Origin of the sequence: Enterobacter cloacae complex sp. P1B (assembly GCF_014982345.1) — a bacterium.
GTDB classification, from domain to species: Bacteria; Pseudomonadota; Gammaproteobacteria; order Enterobacterales; family Enterobacteriaceae; genus Enterobacter; species Enterobacter bugandensis.
In genome coordinates, this window is sequence record NZ_JADCLF010000013.1 from 614,793 (window position 1) to 635,555 (window position 20,763).

A 20,763-nucleotide genomic window follows, 5' to 3' on the forward strand; every position below is an offset into this window, starting at 1 on the left:
CCGTTTCACAGGCGAGAATGGCCTAAATTTAGTCCACTTTGTGAGGGCGATCATGGAAAATATAATGAACAAGCCAGTTATTGGCGTAGTGATGTGCAGAAACAGGCTTAAGGGTCATGAGACCCAGACCCTGCAAGAAAAGTACCTGAATGCCATTATTAACGCGGGGGGCTTACCGATTGCCTTACCCCATGCGCTGGCAGAGCCAGAGCTACTTACCGCTCTGCTGCCAACCCTGGACGGGATTTACCTGCCGGGCAGCCCAAGTAACGTGCAGCCGCACCTTTATGGTGAAAACGGCGATGAGCCTGACGCCGATCCCGGGCGAGATCTTCTGAGTATGGCGCTGATTGCCGCCGCGCTCGAAAGGCGCATCCCCATTTTCGCCATCTGCCGGGGGCTGCAGGAACTGGTTGTTGCGACGGGAGGGACGCTGTATCGCCGCCTGTTCGAGCAGAACGACCTGCTTGAACACCGGGAAGATCCTGAACTGCCGGTTGAGCTACAATACGCCCCTTCTCATGAGGTTCAGGTTCAGGAGGGAGGACTGCTGTCTCAATTAATACCAGGCTGTAACACATTTTGGGTAAACTCGTTACACGGGCAAGGTGCACGAACGTTAGGACCACGGCTTCGCGTGGAGGCCCGTTCGACGGACGGGCTGGTCGAAGCGGTCAGCGTTCATGACCACCCTTTTGCCCTCGGCGTGCAATGGCACCCCGAATGGAACAGCAGCGAGTACGCCCTCTCACGTATGTTGTTTGATGGTTTTATCACCGCCTGTCAAAGCCACATTGCCGAGAAGCAACGGCTTTGACCACTACCGTAAAGGAAATGCAACTATGAGCGATGACGGACTGGCGCCAGGGAAACGTCTGTCTGAGATCCGCCAGCAATTGGGTCTCTCGCAGCGGCGTGCCGCCGAACTGTCTGGGTTAACACACAGTGCCATCAGCACCATTGAGCAGGACAAAGTCAGTCCTGCCATCAGTACGCTGCAAAAGCTGCTGAAAGTCTATGGGCTGTCGCTCTCGGAATTCTTTTCGGAACCGGAAAAACCTGATGAACCGCAGGTGGTTATTAATCAGGAAGACCTTATCGAAATAGGCAGTCAGGGGGTTTCGATGAAGCTGGTTCATAACGGAAATCCGAACCGTACGCTGGCGATGATTTTTGAAACTTACCAGCCTGGAACCACGACCGGAGAGAGGATCAAACATCAGGGTGAGGAGATCGGTACGATACTGGAAGGTGAAATAGTGCTGACCATTAATGGCCAGCCTTATCACCTGGTTGCAGGGCAGAGCTATGCCATCAATACCGGCATACCGCACAGCTTCAGCAATACCTCGGCAGGCATCTGCCGCATTATCAGTGCCCACACCCCCACCACGTTCTAATTACCACTCAGTCCCGGCGTAAGCGCGCTTACGCCGGGACAAATAAAAACGATCAATGTCGGCATTCAACGGGTTAATTCCCGGGATGCCCCACGGCTTCGTATTGCCTGAAACGGCCATGCCTTTATTTATCTGATTGCGAAAGAAAGGAGTGAATATGCATTTTCAGCACCTGACTTACTGGCAGGATAAAGCAAAAAACAGCGCCATTGAGACCCGGTTATTTATTAACGGTGCCTATTGTGACGCCGCCGATAATGCCACGTTTGAAACCGTCAATCCCGCTACCCAACAGACGCTGGCGAACGTGGCCCGGGGCAAGCAGGCGGACGTGGACCGCGCGGTTCAGGCCGCACGTGAGGTATTTGAGCGCGGCGACTGGTCACAGGCGTCTCCGGCGCAGCGCAAGGCCGTGCTCAATAAGCTCGCCGATTTAATGGAACGCCACGGCGAAGAGCTGGCCTTACTGGAAACGCTGGACACCGGTAAACCCATCCGCCACAGCCTGCGCGACGATATTCCCGGCGCGGCTCGCGCCATTCGCTGGTACGCCGAAGCGGCGGATAAAGTCTACGGCGAAGTGGCGCCTACGGGTCCGGGCGAGCTGGCGATGATCGTGCGCGAGCCGATCGGGGTTGTCGCGGCCATCGTCCCCTGGAACTTCCCGCTGCTGCTGGCCTGCTGGAAGCTGGGCCCGGCGCTGATCGCAGGCAATAGCGTGGTATTAAAACCGTCGGAGAAATCACCGCTCACCGCCCTGCGCCTGGCCGGGCTGGCGAAAGAGGCGGGCCTGCCGGACGGCGTGCTGAATGTGATAAGCGGTTACGGCCACGAAGCGGGCCAGGCGCTGGCACTGCATCCGGAGGTCGAAGTGCTGACGTTTACCGGCTCTACCCGTACCGGCAAGCAGCTGTTGAAGGACGCGGGAGAAAGCAACATGAAGCGCGTCTGGCTGGAGGCAGGCGGCAAGAGCGCCAACATTATCTTTGCCGACTGTCCGGACCTGGACAAGGCCGTGAGCGCGACCGCCGCCGGGATTTTTTACAACCAGGGGCAAGTCTGTATCGCCGGTACCCGCCTGCTGCTTGAAGACAGCATCGCCGATGATTTTCTGGCAAGGCTGAAAGCGCAGGCCCACCGCTGGCAGCCTGGCGATCCGCTCGACCCCGACAGCACGATGGGCATGCTCATCGACGCTGCGCACGCCGATACCGTCCACACGTTTATTCGCGAGGGAGCCCGGAAAGGTACGCTGCTGCTGGACGGGCGGGAACAAACATGGCCTTCCGCAGTCGGTCCCACCATTTTTGTCGACATCGACCCTGCCTCCCCGCTGTGCCGGGAAGAGATTTTCGGGCCGGTGCTGGTTGTCACCCGTTTTAAAACCGAAGAGGAAGCCTTAACGCTGGCCAACGACAGTGAATACGGGCTTGGCGCGGCGGTATGGACCCGCGATCTCTCCCGCGCGCACCGCATGAGCCGCCGCCTGAAAGCCGGCTCGGTCTTCGTCAATAACTACAACGACGGTGATATGACCGTCCCCTTTGGCGGCTATAAGCAGAGCGGCAACGGTCGCGATAAGTCCCTGCACGCGCTGGAAAAATTTACCGAACTGAAAACCATCTGGATTGCCCTGGAGCCTCAATCATGACCGAACATACCACCAGCTACTACGCGGCCAGCGCGAATGCTTATGAACCTTTCCCGACGCTTAACGAGTCGATCAGCTGTGACGTGTGCGTGGTGGGCGGCGGCTATACCGGCCTCTCCTCCGCGCTGCATCTCGCCGAAATGGGCTACGACGTGGTGCTCCTTGAGGGGGCGCGCATCGGCTTCGGCGCCAGCGGACGCAACGGCGGCCAGCTGGTTAACTCCTACAGCCGCGATATCGACGTGATCGAGAAAAACTACGGGCCCGATGCCGCCAAAGTGCTCGGGAGCATGATGTTTGAAGGCGGGGAAATTATTCGGGAGCGTATCCAGCGCTATCAGATCCAGTGCGACTATCGTCCCGGCGGGCTGTTTGTGGCGCTAAACCATAAGCAGCTGGAGACGCTGGAGGAGCAAAAGTCCAACTGGGAACGCTACGGCAACACCCAGCTGGAGCTACTGGACGCCAGCGCCATCCGCCGGGAAGTCGACAGCGACCGCTATACCGGTGCACTGCTGGACCGCAGCGGGGGGCACATTCATCCGCTGAACCTGGCGATCGGCGAAGCGGACGCCATTCGCCTGAACGGTGGGCGTGTATATGAACAGTCTCCGGTGACCGCCATTCAGCACACCAGCCCGGCAGTAGTAAGCACGCAGCATGGCCAGGTCACGGCCCGCTACGTGATCGTCGCCGGGAATGCCTATCTGGGCGATAAGATAGAACCGGAGCTGGCAAAACGCAGCATGCCCTGCGGCACCCAGGTGGTGACCACCGCCCCGCTGCCGGAGGAGGTCGCCCGCACGCTGATCCCCAATAACTACTGCGTGGAAGATTGCAATTATCTGCTGGATTACTACCGCCTCACCGCCGACAACCGCCTGCTGTACGGCGGTGGCGTCGTCTATGGCGCGCGCGATCCGGACGATGTCGAGCGCCTGGTGATGCCAAAGCTGCTCAAAACCTTCCCTCAGCTGGCAGGCGTCAAAATCGACTACCGCTGGACGGGCAACTTCCTGCTGACCCTGTCGCGGATGCCGCAGTTTGGCCGTCTGGACAAAAACATCTATTACATGCAGGGCTATAGCGGCCACGGCGTGACCTGCACCCACCTGGCCGGACGGCTGATCTCGGAACTGTTGCGCGGTGACGCTGAGCGCTTTGATGCGTTTGCTAACCTCCCGCACTACCCCTTCCCGGGCGGCCGCAGCCTGCGGATTCCATTCACGGCGATGGGCGCGGCGTACTACAGCCTGCGCGATCGTCTTGGCGTATGATCGTTTCGACAAAAGGGTATCTGACATGAGTAACCAGGAATTTCATCAGCGCAGACTTTCTGCCACCCCGCGCGGCGTAGGCGTAATGTGTAATTTCTTTGCCCGCACGGCGGAGAATGCCACCCTCACCGACGTGGAAGGCAACGACTATATTGATTTCGCCGCCGGGATCGCGGTGCTGAATACCGGCCATCGTCATCCTGAACTGGTGGCCGCAGTGGAAAAACAGCTTCACCAGTTCACCCACACGGCCTACCAGATTGTGCCGTATGAAAGCTATGTTTCATTAGCCGAGAAACTTAACGAGCTGGCCCCTGTCCAGAGCCCGGCCAAAACGGCGTTCTTCACCACGGGCGCGGAAGCGGTGGAAAACGCCATTAAAATCGCCCGGGCCCACACCGGCAGACCGGGCGTGATTGCCTTCGGCGGAGGTTTCCACGGCCGAACCTATATGACCATGGCCTTAACCGGCAAGGTCGCGCCTTATAAGCTGGGATTTGGCCCCTTCCCGGGGTCGGTTTATCACGTGCCGTATCCCTCCGAGCTGCACGGCATCACGACGCAGGATGCCATCACGGCGATAGAACGCCTGTTCAAAGCGGATATTGAGGCGAAACAGGTGGCGGCGATTATTTTTGAACCCATTCAGGGTGAAGGCGGATTCAACGTCGCCCCGCCAGAGCTGGTGGCCGCCATCCGCCGAATCTGTGATGAGCACGGGATCGTGATGATTGCCGACGAAGTGCAGAGCGGCTTCGCCCGTACGGGTAAACTGTTTGCCATGGAACACTACGTGGACAAGCCCGACCTGATGACGATGGCGAAAAGCCTGGCAGGCGGAATGCCGCTGTCTGGCGTGGTGGGTCGCGCCGAAATCATGGACGCGCCGGCGCCCGGCGGTCTGGGGGGGACCTATGCAGGCAACCCGCTTGCGGTGGCCGCCGCGCACGCGGTGCTGAATATTATCGACAACGAGTCACTGTGCGCCCGCGCCTGCCATCTGGGGGATCGACTGAAAGCCACGCTGGAGGAGATTCAGGGCACCTTCCCTGCGCTCGTGGCGATAAGGGGAAGAGGATCGATGATTGCGGCGGAGTTTTTTGATCCCGAGAGCCGTGAGCCTTCGGCCGCCATCGCGCAGGCGATCCAGCAAAAGGCGCTCGCCCAGGGCCTGCTGTTATTGATCTGCGGCCAGTACGGCAACGTGATCCGCTTCCTTTATCCGCTGACCATTCCGGATGCTCAGTTCAACCAGGCACTGGCGATCCTGCAACAGGTTATGCGCGATAAGTCCTGAGTGCCCACCGAAAACCGTCTCCCGGCATTCCGGAGACGGTTTCAACGGAGGAGATCGGCATAGATTTCCTCCGTGTGGGAAATGTTGGGGAATTTGGTCTGTTTCATTGTATGCTCCCTGAAACACATCCCCGGCAAGAGGAAATAAGAATTGCAAAAAACATCCGCCTATCAGTCGCTTGTGAAAACCTTCCAGCGCCTCTCTCGCTTCTCGCATCTCTCCTCCATCGCCAGCTGGGACATGTTCACCATGATGCCGCCAGGCGGCAGCGCCGCACGCGGTGAAGCGTTGGCAGAGATGAGCGTCCTGCAACATCAGATCCTGACCGATAAAAAAGTCGGCGACCTGTTAGCGGCCGCAGCAGGGGAAGATCTGAATGACGTCGAACAGGCCAACCTGCGTGAAATGACGCGACAGTATCAGCAGGCTACCCTGCTGCCGGAATCGCTGGTTGAAGCCAAATCCCTGGCGGGCAGCAGGTGCGAGCACGCCTGGCGTACGCAGCGTCCCGCGAACGACTGGCAGGGCTTTTCCGCCAACCTGAAAGAAGTGGTGAAACTCAGCCGTGAAGAAGCCCGTCTGCGCGCAGAAGCCAAAGGCTGTACGCCGTACGACGCGCTGCTGGATATTTTTGAACCGGACATGACCAGCGCGCGCCTGGACGTGCTGTTTGGTGATATGAAAACCTGGCTGCCGGACCTGCTGGCAAGCGCGGTGGAGAAACAGGCTCAGCGGTCGTTCGTTCCGCCGCAGGGCCCCTTCCCGACGGCAACCCAGCGCGAACTGGGTCTGGAAGCCATGAAGATGCTCGGCTTCGATTTCAACGGCGGTCGCCTGGACGTGAGCGCGCACCCGTTCTGCGGCGGCGTACCGGAAGACGTGCGCATTACCACGCGCTATGATGAGGACGAGCTGCTCAGCGCGCTGTTTGGCGTGATCCACGAAACCGGACACGCGCGCTACGAACAAAACCTGCCGCGCGCGTGGGCAGGCCAGCCTATTGCCCTGGCCCGCTCAACCGCGATCCACGAATCCCAGAGCCTGTTCTTTGAGATGCAGTTGGGACGCAGCGAAGCCTTCCTCAAGCACCTCCTCCCAGCCGTTCACGCCCGCTTTGGCAGTCAGGCGGCGTTTAGCGAAGAGAACTTTATCGCCTGGAACCAGCGCGTGAAGCCAGGTTATATCCGCGTCGATGCCGACGAAGTGAGCTACCCGGCACACGTGGTGTTGCGCTATGAGATTGAGCGGGCGCTGATCAACGGCGAGATTGAGGTGGACGATATCCCCGCCCTGTGGGATGAGAAAATGCAGGCCTGGCTCGGATTATCCACCAAAGATAACTACCGCAACGGCTGCATGCAGGATATCCACTGGACCGACGGCGGGTTTGGTTACTTCCCGTCGTACACGCTGGGCGCGATGTATGCCGCGCAGCTGTTCCATGCTGCAAAGACCGCGCTTCCGGGACTAGCGTCCTCCATCGCTGAAGGGGATTTTTCCGCCCTCTTTGAGTGGCTGCGTCAGAACATCTGGCAGCACGGTAGCCGCTTTAGCACGTCGCAGTTAATTACCCAGGCGACGGGTGAAGATCTGAATATCCGCTACTTCCGCGAACACCTGACCTCACGCTACCTGTAATGATAAGGCCGGGGTTCTTCCCCGGCCTTGTACATATGGTTACACGCCGATACCAATCACTCACGGAAACCCCGAATTTACAGGGATATAGTTATTTCAACGGCCCCGCAGTGGGGTTAAATGAAAAACCAAATTCGAGGGTATGAACATGAAAAAAGTATTAGCTCTGGTTGTTGCCGCTGCTATGGGTCTGTCTTCTGCTGCGTTTGCTGCTGAAACCACTGCTGCACCAGCTGCTGCTGCGCCTGCTGCAACGACCACCGCGGCGCCAGCAAAAACCGTACATCACAAGAAACACCACAAAGCCGCTAAACCGGCTGCAGAGCAAAAAGCGCAGGCAGCTAAAAAGCACCACAAAAAAGCCGCTAAACCAGCCGTAGAGCAGAAAGCTCAGGCTGCGAAAAAGCACCACAAGAAAGCCGCTAAACCAGCCGTAGAGCAGAAAGCCCAGGCTGCGAAAAAGCATCACAAAAAAGCAGTAAAACACGAAGCTGCTAAACCAGCTGCACAGCCAGCTGCGTAAGCGTACAAGCTTAACCGTGCCCTGCGGGGCACGTTGGTAAACCGGCGCTGAACCGGAAAAGGTTCTGCGCCGTTTTTTTTATCCGGAGGGCGTATGCTGCGACGCTATCGGTTTGAGCTGATTCTTATCCTGCTTATTTTATGCGCGCTCATCGCCAGCCGCTTTTATCTTTCCTGACTGTAGCACGCTGATTTTACTCCCACTTTAGCGCCGTCCCGTCTATAGTATTTTCATAGGGTTCACTTTTAATAATCATAATTACCCCCACCAGAGTGTGATATGCGTAAATCTGTTGTGTTGTTGCTGGGAACGTTTGGCCTTTTTTCTGGATTTTCACAGGCGGATGATGGCGGTGATAACGCCATTAGCGCGAAAGAGCTAAAGACGCTTTTTTTCGGTCATGACGATCGTACTCGCGTCACCGATCCTACCCAGGCTCCCTGGGACGCTATAGGCCAACTGGAAACCGCCAGCGGCAACCTGTGTACCGCGACGTTAATCACCCCGCAATTAGCGCTGACGGCGGGCCACTGCCTGTTGACGCCACCCAACGGTAAGCCAGACAAAGCGGTTGTCTTACGATTTGTGTCGCAAAAAGGGATCTGGCGCTATGAAATCCACGGCATTGAAGGCCGGGTTGATGCTTCTCTTGGGAAGCGTCTTAAACCGGATGGCGACGGCTGGATTGTGCCGCCCGCGGCAGCCTCGTGGGATTTTGGCCTGATTATTTTGCGCTACCCGCCTTCGGGCATTACGCCGCTGCCGTTGTTTGACGGCGATAAAGCGGCGCTCACCGCCGCGCTGAAAGCCGCCGACCGCAAGGTAACGCAGTCAGGCTACCCGGTCGATCATCTGGATGCGCTTTACACCCACACGGACTGTATCGTGACGGGCTGGGCGCAGACCAGCGTGCTTTCCCATCAGTGCGATACGTTGCCGGGCGACAGCGGGTCACCGCTGATGCTGAAAACCGATAACGGCTGGCAGTTGATTGGGGTTCAAAGCTCCGCCCCGGCAGCGAAAGACCGCTGGCGAGCCGATAACCGGGCCTTATCCGTCACCGGTTTTCGCGATAAGCTGGAAGCGCTGGCTAAAGAGTAAGCCAGCGCGGCCGTCTGTGGATCAGGGTTACCGATTGATCAGGCGAGTTTTATCATGATCATGCCCGCCAGCAGCAAAATCAGTCCTATCCAGCCTTTATTATTTAAACGCTGCCCGAAAAGCACCCACCCTGCGGCCAGGGTGGCGGCGATACCAAAACCGCCCCACAGCGCATAGGCCACGGACAGATCGATACCTTTGACCGCCTGTGACAGGGCGCTGAACGCCCCCAGCACTGCGGCAATCGACATCAGGCCATAAACCTTACGGCGAAAACCGTCAGAGAATTTCAGCAGCACGTTCGCCAGAATTTCCAGCACGATGGCGAAGCCCAGCCAGGCCGCATGAACCCATTCAAACTGTTGCATGGTTCTGCTCCTTCTGCTGTTTTGTCGGTTTACGGGTACCTGATTTAATCAGCACGATACCCGCGACCAGCGTCGTTAACCCGGCGACCTTCATTGTTGTTAATGTTTCGTCGAATATCAGAACGCTGAACAGCGTAATCAATAAAATACCGATCCCTTCCCACAGCGCATAGGCCACACCCAGCGCAATTTTCTTCACCGCAAATGAGAGGAAAATATAGGAAAGGGATATCATCACCAGCATTAAAATAAAACCGGTATTGCCCTCGCTGACGCTTGCCCATTTCATTGACAGCGTGCCGGTAATTTCAGCGAGGATAGCCAGGGCTAATAAGATCCAGTAAAACATGTTTTTCTCCTGCTTGAGAATATAATCCATCGTGGCCCGCTGCATGCAGCAAACCCAAAAAATATGAAATTAAATCAGACAGCTAAGCGCGTAGCGCCAGCTCAGGCAGAAGAGGTGACTATAGTGCAGTGCGCCAGTGTTGCTCACCAGCAATCAGGCAGAAGGAGGTAGAAAATAGAGCAGCGTTGTTTGAAGAATAGGTCCTGAACAAATTGTCCATAAAATTACAATTATCCGCGTTGTTGCTTCTCGTCTTTGCGGATGAAAATTGTCCTCGGTAGTTGAACACGCCAAATTTGTACCATAACTGAAGATTTTACTCAAAGTCTTTTCAATTCTTTACCCATCCCGTTTGATTTTGGTTAGTTTATTGCAGGACGTTTACCCTCTATTATAAATAAAAAGCGTTTTTTGGAGTCACCATGGCTAAACCCATTATTACCCTGAACGGGTTAAAAATTGTCATCATGCTGGGCATGCTGGTGATCATACTCACGGGCGTTCGTTTTGCCGCCGACATCATTGTGCCCTTTATTCTGGCCCTGTTTGTTGCGGTGATCCTTAACCCACTGGTCCAGCGCATGACGCGGCTGCGCATCCCGCGCGTGCTGGCAATTACTCTGCTAATTAGCGTCATTATTTTCGCCATGGTGTTACTGGTTGCGTATCTGGGTACCTCGCTGAACGAACTGGCGCGAACGCTGCCGAAATACCGTTCCTCGCTGGCGATACCGCTGCTGCAGCTTGAGCCCTGGCTTCAGCGCGCGGGAATAGAAGTTTCGGTTGAGGAGCTTCTTAAATATATCGACCCTAATGCGGCCATGACCATCGTCACAGGCCTGCTGACGCAGCTTTCCAATGCCATGACCTCCATTTTCCTGCTGTTTTTAACGGTGGTGTTCATGCTGCTGGAGGTGCCACAGCTGCCCGCAAAGTTACAGCAAATCATGGTTCGTCCGGTTGAAGGAATGGGAGCTATTCAGCGCGCGCTGGACAGCGTTTCACGCTATCTGGTACTGAAAACCGTCATCAGCCTGGTCACCGGGGTGGTGGTCTGGGGAATGCTGGTGGCGCTGGACGTCCGCTTTGCGTTCGTCTGGGGGTTACTGGCATTTGCGCTCAATTACATTCCTAACATCGGCTCCGTGCTGGCGGCAATCCCCCCTATTCTTCAGGTGCTGGTGTTCAGTGGATTTTATGATGCGCTGATTCTGCTGGCCGGCTATCTGGCGATTAACCTGGTATTCGGGAATATTCTTGAACCACGAATGATGGGGCGTGGGCTGGGGCTTTCGACGCTGGTCGTCTTTTTGTCCCTGATTTTCTGGGGCTGGCTGCTCGGTCCCGTAGGCATGCTGCTCTCCGTTCCGCTGACCATCATCGTGAAGATTGGTCTGGAACAGACGGCGGGCGGGCAAAGCATCGCCGTGCTGCTGAGCGATATGAGCCATCAATAGCCGTCATTCCGCCATCGACATGAGGGGCTTGCTTGCCCTTCCTCCTTCACGGTAAGCCCTGAGCGCCCTCTGCCAGTCCGTCAGAGGGTACACCGTTCCGGGGCTGTACGCGCTGGCGCGCATCCGGGGCCAGATTTGATCGAACTCCGCGCGCCACACCTCTGCGCTGAGCCCATCCAGATAGTTACGAATATGGAACCACGCCACGCGCGGCAGGGGCCGCTGCTGGCGGAAGGTCTGCCCGGAGAGCAGCCCGTAGCAGACAAATATGCCCTGCTCCGGCAGCACGCTCAGGATCGCTTCCGCCAGCGCCCCGCCGGTTGCATCGTAAACGACGTCGGCACGCGCGGCAACGGAGAGAATCCGCTGCATGTCATGCTGTGCGACAGGAACGATCCCCATCGCCGCCAGCCGTTCAGCGTGAGCGGGCGAACGATGAATACCGTACACCGCCTCTGCCCCCGCCAGACGCGCCCACTGCCCGAGCAGAATGGCGCAATCCGAACCGGCGGCCGTGAGCAGCACCCGCTTTCCCCGCGGTGGATAGTGGCTCAACATCATCTGCGCCGCCAGCGGGTTGATATAGGCCCGCGCGGCCAGGCGTGAATCGACATCGTCCGGCACGGGTATCGCATACTCTGCCGGGCAATCCGCATAGCGCTGCCAGGTGCCCTGCCCGCGCAGCGGCAGAACGCGTTTACCCTGCAGATGCGCAAAAGACGCGGGCGCCTGAATGACAACGCCGACGCCTTCATAGCCCGCGACGGCGGGCAGCGGGGTTCTGTGGCGGTAAGCGCCGGTAATGGGAATGAGATCGGACGCGTTCACCGGCGCATACAGCATTTGCACGCGGAGGTGTCCCGGCGCAAGCACGCCCGGCGGCGCGGTTTCAGGTTGCAGAACAGATTCTGGCTCGCCAAAACGGCGATACCAGAGGGCCAGATTTTCCATTACGATCTCACGGCTGACGGCGGAATACCTAATCGCGCCAGCCCATTGCCGGTGCGACATGTTTGAGAATGGACTCAATCACGTGCGCATTGTAATCCACACCGAGCTGGTTCGGTACGGTCAGTAATAACGTATCAGCCTCGGCAATCGCCTCGTCCTTCTTCAACTGTTCAATCAGCCTGTCAGGCTCCGCGGCATAGCTGCGCCCGAAGATCGCGCGCGTTTTTTCATCAAGATATCCCACGCTATCGCTGTCGTTGCGGCTGGCGCCGAAGTACATCCGGTCGCGGTCGTCCATCAGGGCAAAAATACTGCGGCTGACCGAGACGCGCGGCTCGCGCGCATGCCCTGCCTCTTTCCACGCCTGACGATAGGCGCGGATCTGTTTTGCCTGCTGAATATGGAACGGTTCGCCGGTTTCGTCGTCTTTCAGGGTTGAGCTTTGCAGGTTCATGCCGAGCTTAGCGGCCCATACCGCCGTCGCATTCGAACCGGCGCCCCACCAGATACGCTCCCGCAGCCCTTCAGAATACGGTTCCAGGCGCAGCAGCCCAGGCGGATTGGGGAACATCGGCTGTGGATTCGGCTTTGCAAACCCTTCGCCGCGCAGCACCTCAAGCAGCACCTCGGTATGACGGCGCGCCATGTCCGCTTCGTTTTCTCCTTCCTGCGGGACATAGCCGAAATGACGCCATCCATCAATGACCTGCTCCGGGGAGCCGCGGCTGATGCCAAGCTGCAAACGGCCGCCGGAGATCAGATCTGCCGCGCCCGCATCCTCGGCCATATACATCGGGTTTTCATAGCGCATATCAATCACGCCCGTACCGATTTCAATGGTTTTCGTTTTCGCGCCTATTGCCGCCAGCAGAGGGAACGGCGAGCTAAGCTGACGGGCGAAGTGGTGCACGCGGAAATAGGCGCCGTCCGCGCCCAGCTCTTCAGCGGCCACGGCCAGGTCGATGGACTGCAGCAGCGTGTCTGCCGCCGAGCGCGTTCCGGACTGCGGAGAAGGCGTCCAGTGACCAAACGATAAAAAACCGATCTTTTTCATAACCCTGTGTCCTGATAATGCGTTGCGTTCTGTCCACTTTACGCATTACCCGGTAAGAATAAATGCCGTTTATTTAACGGAAAGCATCAAATAAATTGACGGAATAACGGGGTTCGTCATTCCGCTCCATAATGGATATAATATCCCCCACTTTTTTCATGGCAGGTAAAACCGGCAATGGCTCTGATCCCTAAAAACTACGCGCGACTGGAAAGCGGCTATCGCGAGAAAGCATTAAAAATCTATCCCTGGGTCTGCGGACGCTGCTCGCGGGAGTTCGTCTATTCCAACCTGCGTGAATTGACGGTTCACCATATCGATCATGACCATACTAACAACCCGGAAGATGGCAGCAACTGGGAGCTGTTGTGCCTGTTTTGCCACGATCACGAGCATTCGAAATACACCGAAGCGGATCAGTACGGCACCACCGTGGTCGCCGGTGAAGACGCGCAAAAAGACGTGGGTGTCGCCACGTTTAACCCGTTTGCCGATTTAAAAGCGATGATGGATAAGAAGAAATAATCTTCTCGTCCGCTCGTGCTCCGCAATTTTAAAATGTCCAGGTGATAGCGGCGGTTGCAGACCCCTCATTGCGCCGCATCACTATTGGGCTTTCATTCGCATGGTCGCCAAGCCAGGTATAGTCCGCGCTCAGGACCGTTCCCCAGTGAGCATCGAACTGATGGCTCCAGGTCAGGCTGGTGTCGACGCCATAAAATCCCCCCGGCGCTGAATAGCGGCGATAGCCGGTGCGGCGGCTCTGCTGCTCGCTGACCCCATACCAGGTATTCAGATAACGGCTGTCGCCAAACAGAGCCGCAGACTGAACGGCGATCGTGTCCTCGCTGTTTTGTAGGGGAATCAACGTAACGGACGCCTGATAACTTACGCCCTGGCTGTCCGTTAACGGTAGCGTCGCCTTACCCTCAACGCTTAGCCAGGACGCAGCCTGCCAGCCGACAGCCAGGCCGGTATTCAGGGTGGCATCAATGTCCCCCATCCCCTTCAGATTGTTTGCGCCCTCACGCCAGCCAGAATTTTTCTCTGCCCTCCCGAGGTCGTAACCCAGCGTATGTTCCAGGTACCAACCGCTGTCGTTTTGCAGGTCATATCCCACTCCTTTTTGTGCATCAATAAAGAAAGCACCCTTGCGCCCCTGCAGCACAGGAACCACCTGCCACACCTGCTTGTCTGAGCCTGAATAACGGGGGGCATAGTGACCGCCCAGCCCGACGGTTAAAGAGCCGGAAGCGGCGTCATCATCCGCCTGCACACCTGAGGCAACGGCCATCAGAAGCGGAACGGTCATATACAGGCCTTTTTTTATCGCTATCATACTGTTCTCCACGCAGACGCTGGCGTCTGCTGATTCAGGGTCTGCCACACAATGTTGGCGCAGTATGGTTTGGCTAAATCAATGAATCGTCGGGATAGTGTTAAGAAACGGTCAAGGTGAACGGATGTTGTCCAGAAGAGTGCTGATTATTGAAGATGACGCCGATGCGGCTGGCGTGCTTGAAGCCTATTTACGTCGTGAAAATTACGATGTCACCATTACCGGAGACGGTCTTTCCGGGCTGGATATGGCGCAGCGGTGGAAACCCGACCTCATCCTGCTGGACGTGATGCTGCCCGGGCTTAACGGCACCGAAGTGCTGGCCGGACTGCGTCGTAAAAGCGATGTACCGGTGATCATGGTCACCGCCATGGGCGACACCCCCGATCGCATTGGTGCCCTGCGGTACGGTGCCGATGATTATGTTGTGAAACCCTATCATCCGGGAGAAGTCGTGGCTCGCGTACAGGCGGTGCTGCGACGCAGCAGTAAAAAAGAGACAGACGACGAGATCCTTCGCTGGCAAACGCTGGAGGTGGATGTGGCCGCCATTGTGGCGAGCGTGGATAACGGCGGCGACGCGCCCGTGATGCTCGATCTTACGCCAACGGAATTCTCGCTTCTGGCAACGCTGCTGCGCTCTCCCGCTCGCCCCTTTTCCCGTCAGTACCTGCTGGAACACTGTCTGCCGGAAAGCGAGGCGCTGGAGCGCGTGGTGGACACCCATATTTATAACCTGCGTAAAAAACTCGAAGCGGCGGGTATTTCCGGCGTGTTGATTAACGTTCGCGGCGTGGGATACAGGTTCAGACAACCATGATAAAAAACCGGCACTCCTCTCTCTGGCGCTGGATTTGCGCGCGTATCCTGGCACTGGCCATCGGCAGCGTGATCGTCATTGCCACCTGCATGTGGCTACGTTATGCGGTACAGAACTACTGGATAATGGGCAGAATGCCAGCGGCGGTCCGGCAGGAATTTCTGACGCTCAGCCAGAACCCACAGGCCGATCCGGCCCGCTTCCACAGCATTGTGGATACCTGGTGGGGGCTGAGTTATTCCACGCCATCCATCGCCTCTGCGGACTGGGTTACGGTGGCCCTGCTGGTGCTGGTGATGATCCCGTTTATTGTGGTGATGGGGTTAAAACACGCCCGACCGCTGGCGCTGCAGTTCAGCCGTCTTCGCGATGCCGCCAAAGATGTCGCCGACGGGCAGTTTGGCCGTCAGGCTGAACTGGTCAAGGATGCGCCAGTGGAAATGGTCAGCTTTGCAAACGACTTTAACTCCATGACGGGGCAACTCGCCCGCTATGAAAAAGAGCTCCGCGCCTCGCACGTCGCGATGGCGCACGAGCTGCGCTCGCCCCTGACGGCCGCCATTGGTCGTCTGCAGGGCATGTTGGACGGTGTGTTTGATGCCAGCCCGGTGCAGCTGGGAATGGTGATGAAACAGCTTCAGCATCTCAATCGCCTGACCGATGAGCTTCACCTTCTCTCGTTAGCGGACGCGGGAAATCTGGTGCTGGAAGAGCAGACCTTTTCTCTGGATGAGCTTATTCAGGAGCGGGCGGCCTGGATCATGCCGCAGGCCGAAGCGCATCATTTTACGATTACGCTGCGTAACCCGCGTACGTTCCCGTTCAGAGGCGATGCGTTCCGCATGGGGCAGGTATTTACTATCCTTATGGAAAATGCACTACGCTACGGTCGCGAAGGCGGCCATCTTGAGGTGGCGCTGCACTACTCCAGTGGGCATTACGCCATTGAATTTCACGATGACGGACCGGGCGTATCCCCCCAGTTCTTACCGGACATGTTTAAGCGCTTTAGCCGTGAGGAGCAGTCCCGCGCGCGGCATTCCGGCGGCAGCGGCCTCGGTTTGTCTATCGCCCGGGCGATTTGTCAGGCCCATGGGGGCACGATCGAGGCCTCATTACCGGAAACGGGCGGCCTTGCTGTGCGTATTTTGTTACCCTGGCAGCCGTCCGGTAATGAAAATATCCACTCTTGATAAACCCTTGACAGAACATCGAATCTTTCTCGACGTAGCGCGCATTTAATAACGCCCTCATCTTTATGGAGCGGCGTTATGTCAGACGAATTTGTTCTCTCCCTCCGCCACTGCCTGCACCATCTGTACGGCGTGGCGCGCACTCTTTCCTGGGTAAATTTTCTCCCTCTGGTCCTGCTCGCGCTGGTGATTTTTCCGCTCACCGGCTGCGGTGACAAACAGGAAAATAAGCCTGCCCCAGTGCGTAAGGTGCGCTACGTCGTCGTACGTACAGCCCAAACCCTCCCCGCGCTGGAAAGGACCGGTGAGATCCATGCCCGCGATGAAACGACGCTGAGCTTTCAAACCGGGGGGCGAATACTGACGCGCAGCGTTGATATTGGCGATCGGGTTAATGCCGGACAGCTGCTGGCCACACTTGAAAATACCACCGGACAAAATCAGCTCGACAGCGCAACGGCCGACTATGAAGGGGCCAAAGCCTCAGCGCAGGTTGCCGCGCTTAACGTCAGCCGAATGCAAAAGCTCATGCCGACGGGCGCAATAGCCCGCACGCAACTCGACAGCGCCCGCGCGGACTGGCTTGTCGCCCGCGCGCGATTAAAAAGCAGCGAGGCCGCGTTGCGTAACGCCCGCGAAAGCCTTGGCTGGACGCGCCTTATCGCTCCACAAACCGGCACGATCACCGAGGTGAGCGCCTCTGCGGGCCAGGTTGTCAGCGCGGGACAGACGGTGCTTACGCTGGCAACCGGCGAAGCCCGCGATGTAGCGTTTGATATCGCCACGCCCGATGCGATACCGCCGCTGGATAAGGCGGAATTGCGGGTTTCCCTGCTCAGCGACCCGTCGGTACAGGCATCTGCCGTGCTGCGGGATATCACCCCGCAGGCCGATCCTCAGACCCGCACCTGGCGCGTCAGAGCCACCCTGATAAACCCGCCAGCGGCGATAGCGCTGGGTGCCAGCGTCACCGTCACCCTGCCCTCGACTGGCCCGCGAGGTTACGTCATTCCCGCATCGGCGCTGAGCCGAACAGGAGATAGACCGGCGGTGTTTGTGATTAACCCGCATTCGCAGGCGCAGCTGCGTGCGGTGGTGCCTGCCTGCTATACGGCCTCCTCGGTGATTATCGCCTCCGGCCTTGAGCCAGGCGACCGGGTGATTACGGCTGGCGTGAGCAAACTCCGTTCCGGAGAGCCGGTGGTACCCGGGGAGGTTCAGCCATGAACACGAAACCGGAAGCGAAATTTAACCTGTCCGCATGGGCGCTTAACCATCAGCAGATGGTCAGTTTCTTCATGCTGCTGATCGTGGCGATGGGCGTGTTCTGCTATGAAAAACTGCCGCGTAATGAAGATCCGGTTTTTACCATCAAAACAGCGGTCGTCTCCGCGCAGTGGCCGGGCGCGTCCGTAACGGACACCACCCGTCTGCTGACCGATACGCTTGAAAAAAAGCTGCAGGAAACGCCCTGGCTTGATTATCTCGAAAGTGAAACCCGTGCCGGGAGCGTGGTTATCCATGTGAATCTCCGTGACAATACCCCGCCGCAAAAGGTGCAGGACATCTGGTATCAGGTCCGCAAAAAAATGCAGGACATCGCGCCGTCTTTACCGGAAGGCGTTCAGGGCCCGGCCGTGAACGACGAATTTGACGATACGTTCGGCACGATTTACGGCTTTATTCCCGACGGCTACACCTTACGGGAAGTGCGGGATCGCGTTGAGACAATACGTCGTGAGCTCGCCTCCTTGCCAGATATCGGCAAAACCACCCTTCTGGGCGAACAGCAGGATCAGATGGTTCTCGCCTTTTCTCCGGCCCGTCTGGCGGGTATGGGACTGGATATTCAGGCGGTCGCCGATGCGCTGCGGGCGCAAAACGCGGTTGTCCCGGCTGGCGTTATGCGTACCGGGCAGGAGAACATCGCGCTCAAGGTCAGCGGGGCGCTCACGTCCGAAGAGAGTTTACGCGCCATCACGCTGCACATTAACAATCGCTATATTCCGCTGACCGATATCGCCACCGTCGCCCGGGAAGCCGCCGAGCCGCCGCCCCCCGCGTACCGGGTAAACGGCAAACCGGCCATCGGACTGGCGGTGTCAATGGCGCCAACGGGCAACATGCTGCGTTTTGGCGCCGCGCTGAACGACAGAATGACAGTCCTCAGCGCCGGGCTGCCGCACGGTATTGAGATGGTGAAAGTTGCCGATCAGTCGGCGGTGGTCAGTGACGCGGTAAGTGGTTTTGTCCGGGTGCTTATTGAAGCTGTTGTTATCGTGCTGGCGGTTTCATTTGTCTCGCTGGGTTTGCGGGCGGGGCTGGTGGTGGCTGCGGCCATTCCGCTGGTGCTCGCCATGACGTTTGCCGGCATGATGCTCGCCGGCATCGGGCTTCAGCGTATCTCGCTTGGGGCGCTGATCATTGCGCTGGGTCTGCTGGTGGATGACGCCATGATCGCCGTCGAAACGATGGTCTCCCGACTGGAAGCCGGGGATTCCCGTCGGCATGCAGCCACCCATGCATTCAAAACGACGGCCTTCCCGATGCTCACCGGAACCCTGGTGATGATTGCCGGGTTTATTCCCGTTGGTTTTGCGGCCTCCAGCGCCGGTGAATATTGTTTTTCCCTATTTGCGGTAGTGCTGATTGCCCTGCTCTGCTCCTGGGTTGTCGCGATCCTGTTTTCGCCGCTGACGGGCACGTGGCTGCTGCCGGAGAAGGTCAGACATCGCGCGGCAGGCCCTGGAAGGATCGCGCGCGGGTACGGGCGGCTTTTAGGGCTGGCGCTACGTCACCGGCTCGCCACCGTGCTGATTGCGCTTTCCGCGCTGGGGCTGTCCGTGTACGGCACGACGTTTATGCAGGGTGAGTTCTTCCCCGCGTCGGACCGGCCTGAGCTGCTGGTCAGCCTGACGCTTCCGGCCAACGCGTCGCAGCCCGAAACGTTAAGAGAGGTGGAAAAGCTGGAACACGCGCTGGCCGGCAACAGCAATATCGAGCGCTACTCGACGTACGTCGGGTCAGGAGCCATCCGTTTTTACCTGCCGATGGACGTGCTGCTGGAAAATGAAAACATCGCCCAGATTGTGGTGGTGGCGAAGGATCTTCAGGCGCGGGATCGTCTGCATGGGCAGTTGAACAGGCTGCTGGCGGCGCAGTTTAGCTACATCATCACGCGCGTGTCGCCCCTGGAGCTTGGGCCGCCCGTCGGCTGGCCAATCAAATACCGGGTGAGCGGGCCTGATTATCGGCAGGTCCGGGCGCTTGCGAACCGTCTGGCCGACGCGATTGGCCAATCGCCGCTGTCGCGCGAGGTTAACCAGACGGCCGGAGAGCCGGAGAGGATCATTACTCTGAAGGTGAATCAGACGGCGGCCAGGGCGGCAGGAATATCGTCAGAAGCTCTCGCCCGCACCTTGAATACCCTCTGGTCCGGCAGCGTTGTCACCTCGGTCAGGGATAACGATCGCCTTGTCGACGTGGTGCTACGGGCCACGGACAATGAACGTCACAGCACCGCCACCCTCTCCTCGCTGACCGTTCAGGGGAATGACGGTAAAAAAATTCCGCTCAGCGCCGTCGCGACGCTGGTCTGGAACGTGGACGATCCGGTCATCTGGCGTCGACAGCGGTTGCCTTTTATTACGGTGCAAACTGACCTCGCGCCGGGGCTGAGGGCCGAAGCGGTATCGGCGGCGCTGCGTCCGGCGATCGACACGCTGCGCGCGGAGCTGCCTGCCGGTTACAGCATAGAAGAAGGCGGCGCGGTTGCCGAATCAGATAAGGGGAACAGCTCCGTTTTTAGCGTTCTTCCGGTGACGCTTGTCATCATGTTGATGCTGCTGATGCTTCAGTTGCGCCGATATTCCCGGATGCTGCTGGCGCTTCTGATGGCCCCGTTTGGTTTACCGGGGATCGTGCTGGCTATGCTACCCGGCGGCACGCCGATGGGATTTGTCGCGCTGCTGGGCGTCATCGCCCTGGCGGGGATGATCGTGCGTAACGCGGTGATACTGATTAGCGAGGTAGACAGTAATCTTACTCAAGGGATGGCAAACGATGCCGCGATTGTGGCGGCCGCGGAGCATCGGGCCAGACCCATCTGTCTGACCGCCTGCGCCGCCATTCTGGGCATGATTCCGATCTCTCATCAGGTATTCTGGGGGCCAATGGCCTATGCGATTATCGGCGGGCTGCTGGTCGCGACGCTGGTAACGCTGACCGTATTACCCGCGTCGTTTAGCCTGCTGTTACAGTGGGGGGACTCAGCGCAAAGCCGCAGAAGAAAGGTGAGCTGAGGCTCAATCGTTCCCCGGCAGATTACACAGCCGTCAGCGCAAAA

At 58.0% G+C, this 20,763-nt stretch carries 20 protein-coding genes; 15 read left to right on the forward strand and 5 right to left on the reverse strand.

The genetic code is table 11. The features are described from left to right. Window positions 1-52 precede the first annotated feature (52 nt). From puuD to INF77_RS15760, 9 genes are all read left to right on the forward strand, one after another. A complete protein-coding gene (puuD, locus tag INF77_RS15725; protein WP_028012974.1) occupies window positions 53-817 on the forward strand; it encodes a gamma-glutamyl-gamma-aminobutyrate hydrolase in 765 nt (254 codons plus the stop codon). Window positions 818-842: 25 nt separating this feature from the next. Then, window positions 843-1,400 (forward strand): HTH-type transcriptional regulator PuuR, encoded by a 558-nt coding sequence (puuR, locus tag INF77_RS15730; RefSeq protein WP_013096835.1) that lies wholly within the window; start codon window positions 843-845, stop codon window positions 1,398-1,400. Window positions 1,401-1,557: 157 nt separating this feature from the next. Then, complete coding sequence (gene puuC / locus INF77_RS15735; RefSeq protein ID WP_193531800.1) at window positions 1,558-3,051, forward strand: aldehyde dehydrogenase PuuC; 1,494 nt, start codon at window positions 1,558-1,560, stop codon at window positions 3,049-3,051. Beyond that, on the forward strand, window positions 3,048-4,328 hold the full coding sequence (locus INF77_RS15740) for an FAD-binding oxidoreductase (RefSeq protein WP_045261457.1): 1,281 nt from the start codon (window positions 3,048-3,050) through the stop codon (window positions 4,326-4,328). Before puuC ends, INF77_RS15740 begins: the two co-directional genes overlap by 4 nt. A gap of 25 nt (window positions 4,329-4,353) precedes the next feature. Further along, a complete protein-coding gene (puuE, locus tag INF77_RS15745; protein ID WP_048961371.1) occupies window positions 4,354-5,625 on the forward strand; it encodes a 4-aminobutyrate transaminase in 1,272 nt (423 codons plus the stop codon). A 150-nt stretch (window positions 5,626-5,775) separates the two neighbouring features. Then, window positions 5,776-7,263, forward strand: a complete 1,488-nt coding sequence (locus INF77_RS15750) for a carboxypeptidase M32 (RefSeq protein WP_045261459.1) — start codon at window positions 5,776-5,778, stop codon at window positions 7,261-7,263. Window positions 7,264-7,411: 148 nt separating this feature from the next. Continuing rightward, complete coding sequence (gene asr / locus INF77_RS15755) at window positions 7,412-7,786, forward strand: acid resistance repetitive basic protein Asr (RefSeq protein WP_032642591.1); 375 nt, start codon at window positions 7,412-7,414, stop codon at window positions 7,784-7,786. A gap of 93 nt (window positions 7,787-7,879) precedes the next feature. Beyond that, complete coding sequence (locus INF77_RS23490) at window positions 7,880-7,963, forward strand: hypothetical protein (RefSeq protein WP_023617729.1); 84 nt, start codon at window positions 7,880-7,882, stop codon at window positions 7,961-7,963. 102 nt (window positions 7,964-8,065) lie between these two features. Continuing rightward, on the forward strand, window positions 8,066-8,887 hold the full coding sequence (locus INF77_RS15760; protein ID WP_028012967.1) for a serine protease: 822 nt from the start codon (window positions 8,066-8,068) through the stop codon (window positions 8,885-8,887). 38 nt (window positions 8,888-8,925) lie between these two features. Here the strand turns inward: INF77_RS15760 and mdtI are convergent, their stop codons facing one another. Beyond that, the gene (gene mdtI / locus INF77_RS15765) at window positions 8,926-9,255 is read right to left on the reverse strand and encodes a multidrug/spermidine efflux SMR transporter subunit MdtI (RefSeq protein WP_028012966.1); all 330 of its coding nucleotides are present in this window, start codon (window positions 9,253-9,255) and stop codon (window positions 8,926-8,928) included. Further along, window positions 9,242-9,604, reverse strand: coding sequence for a multidrug/spermidine efflux SMR transporter subunit MdtJ (gene mdtJ, locus INF77_RS15770; RefSeq protein WP_028012965.1), 363 nt, complete (start codon window positions 9,602-9,604; stop codon window positions 9,242-9,244). Before mdtJ ends, mdtI begins: the two co-directional genes overlap by 14 nt. 422 nt (window positions 9,605-10,026) lie before the next feature. Here mdtJ and INF77_RS15775 point away from each other — a divergent pair, with 422 nt between their 5' ends. Next, on the forward strand, window positions 10,027-11,061 hold the full coding sequence (locus INF77_RS15775; protein ID WP_028012964.1) for an AI-2E family transporter: 1,035 nt from the start codon (window positions 10,027-10,029) through the stop codon (window positions 11,059-11,061). A 3-nt stretch (window positions 11,062-11,064) separates the two neighbouring features. Here INF77_RS15775 and INF77_RS15780 read toward each other — a convergent pair whose 3' ends face one another. Continuing rightward, window positions 11,065-12,012, reverse strand: coding sequence for a zinc-dependent alcohol dehydrogenase family protein (locus tag INF77_RS15780; protein WP_193531799.1), 948 nt, complete (start codon window positions 12,010-12,012; stop codon window positions 11,065-11,067). A 28-nt stretch (window positions 12,013-12,040) separates the two neighbouring features. Next, window positions 12,041-13,066 (reverse strand): LLM class flavin-dependent oxidoreductase, encoded by a 1,026-nt coding sequence (locus tag INF77_RS15785; protein ID WP_048956325.1) that lies wholly within the window; start codon window positions 13,064-13,066, stop codon window positions 12,041-12,043. 177 nt (window positions 13,067-13,243) lie between these two features. Here INF77_RS15785 and yajD point away from each other — a divergent pair, with 177 nt between their 5' ends. Then, on the forward strand, window positions 13,244-13,591 hold the full coding sequence (gene yajD, locus INF77_RS15790; protein WP_003857471.1) for an HNH nuclease YajD: 348 nt from the start codon (window positions 13,244-13,246) through the stop codon (window positions 13,589-13,591). A gap of 28 nt (window positions 13,592-13,619) precedes the next feature. On the opposite strand, the gene INF77_RS15795 is transcribed toward yajD, so the two are convergent. Next, on the reverse strand, window positions 13,620-14,405 hold the full coding sequence (locus tag INF77_RS15795) for a MipA/OmpV family protein (protein ID WP_193531798.1): 786 nt from the start codon (window positions 14,403-14,405) through the stop codon (window positions 13,620-13,622). Window positions 14,406-14,529: 124 nt separating this feature from the next. Between INF77_RS15795 and INF77_RS15800 the strand changes: the two genes are divergently transcribed. The 4 genes from INF77_RS15800 (at window position 14,530) to INF77_RS15815 (ending at window position 20,719) form a co-directional block, all read left to right on the forward strand. Further along, entirely contained in the window at window positions 14,530-15,225 is a 696-nt protein-coding gene (locus INF77_RS15800; protein ID WP_028012960.1) for a response regulator, read from the forward strand. Next, window positions 15,222-16,418, forward strand: coding sequence for a cell wall metabolism sensor histidine kinase WalK (locus INF77_RS15805; RefSeq protein ID WP_193531797.1), 1,197 nt, complete (start codon window positions 15,222-15,224; stop codon window positions 16,416-16,418). Before INF77_RS15800 ends, INF77_RS15805 begins: the two co-directional genes overlap by 4 nt. 78 nt (window positions 16,419-16,496) lie before the next feature. Then, window positions 16,497-17,645, forward strand: coding sequence for an efflux RND transporter periplasmic adaptor subunit (locus INF77_RS15810; RefSeq protein WP_193531796.1), 1,149 nt, complete (start codon window positions 16,497-16,499; stop codon window positions 17,643-17,645). Beyond that, window positions 17,642-20,719, forward strand: coding sequence for an efflux RND transporter permease subunit (locus INF77_RS15815; protein WP_193531795.1), 3,078 nt, complete (start codon window positions 17,642-17,644; stop codon window positions 20,717-20,719). The genes INF77_RS15810 and INF77_RS15815 overlap by 4 nt, the downstream gene beginning before the upstream one ends. The last annotated feature ends 44 nt before the right edge of the window (window positions 20,720-20,763 follow it).

Coding starts and splice junctions, on each gene's coding strand:
- puuD (WP_028012974.1), top strand. CDS start 53: ATGGAAAATATAATGAACAAGCCAGTTATTGGCGTAGTGATGTGCAGA.
- puuR (WP_013096835.1), top strand. CDS start 843: ATGAGCGATGACGGACTGGCGCCAGGGAAACGTCTGTCTGAGATCCGC.
- puuC (WP_193531800.1), top strand. CDS start 1,558: ATGCATTTTCAGCACCTGACTTACTGGCAGGATAAAGCAAAAAACAGC.
- INF77_RS15740 (WP_045261457.1), top strand. CDS start 3,048: ATGACCGAACATACCACCAGCTACTACGCGGCCAGCGCGAATGCTTAT.
- puuE (WP_048961371.1), top strand. CDS start 4,354: ATGAGTAACCAGGAATTTCATCAGCGCAGACTTTCTGCCACCCCGCGC.
- asr (WP_032642591.1), top strand. CDS start 7,412: ATGAAAAAAGTATTAGCTCTGGTTGTTGCCGCTGCTATGGGTCTGTCT.
- INF77_RS23490 (WP_023617729.1), top strand. CDS start 7,880: ATGCTGCGACGCTATCGGTTTGAGCTGATTCTTATCCTGCTTATTTTA.
- INF77_RS15760 (WP_028012967.1), top strand. CDS start 8,066: ATGCGTAAATCTGTTGTGTTGTTGCTGGGAACGTTTGGCCTTTTTTCT.
- mdtI (WP_028012966.1), bottom strand. CDS start 9,255: ATGCAACAGTTTGAATGGGTTCATGCGGCCTGGCTGGGCTTCGCCATC.
- mdtJ (WP_028012965.1), bottom strand. CDS start 9,604: ATGTTTTACTGGATCTTATTAGCCCTGGCTATCCTCGCTGAAATTACC.
- INF77_RS15775 (WP_028012964.1), top strand. CDS start 10,027: ATGGCTAAACCCATTATTACCCTGAACGGGTTAAAAATTGTCATCATG.
- INF77_RS15780 (WP_193531799.1), bottom strand. CDS start 12,012: ATGGAAAATCTGGCCCTCTGGTATCGCCGTTTTGGCGAGCCAGAATCT.
- INF77_RS15785 (WP_048956325.1), bottom strand. CDS start 13,066: ATGAAAAAGATCGGTTTTTTATCGTTTGGTCACTGGACGCCTTCTCCG.
- yajD (WP_003857471.1), top strand. CDS start 13,244: ATGGCTCTGATCCCTAAAAACTACGCGCGACTGGAAAGCGGCTATCGC.
- INF77_RS15795 (WP_193531798.1), bottom strand. CDS start 14,405: ATGATAGCGATAAAAAAAGGCCTGTATATGACCGTTCCGCTTCTGATG.
- INF77_RS15800 (WP_028012960.1), top strand. CDS start 14,530: ATGTTGTCCAGAAGAGTGCTGATTATTGAAGATGACGCCGATGCGGCT.
- INF77_RS15805 (WP_193531797.1), top strand. CDS start 15,222: ATGATAAAAAACCGGCACTCCTCTCTCTGGCGCTGGATTTGCGCGCGT.
- INF77_RS15810 (WP_193531796.1), top strand. CDS start 16,497: ATGTCAGACGAATTTGTTCTCTCCCTCCGCCACTGCCTGCACCATCTG.
- INF77_RS15815 (WP_193531795.1), top strand. CDS start 17,642: ATGAACACGAAACCGGAAGCGAAATTTAACCTGTCCGCATGGGCGCTT.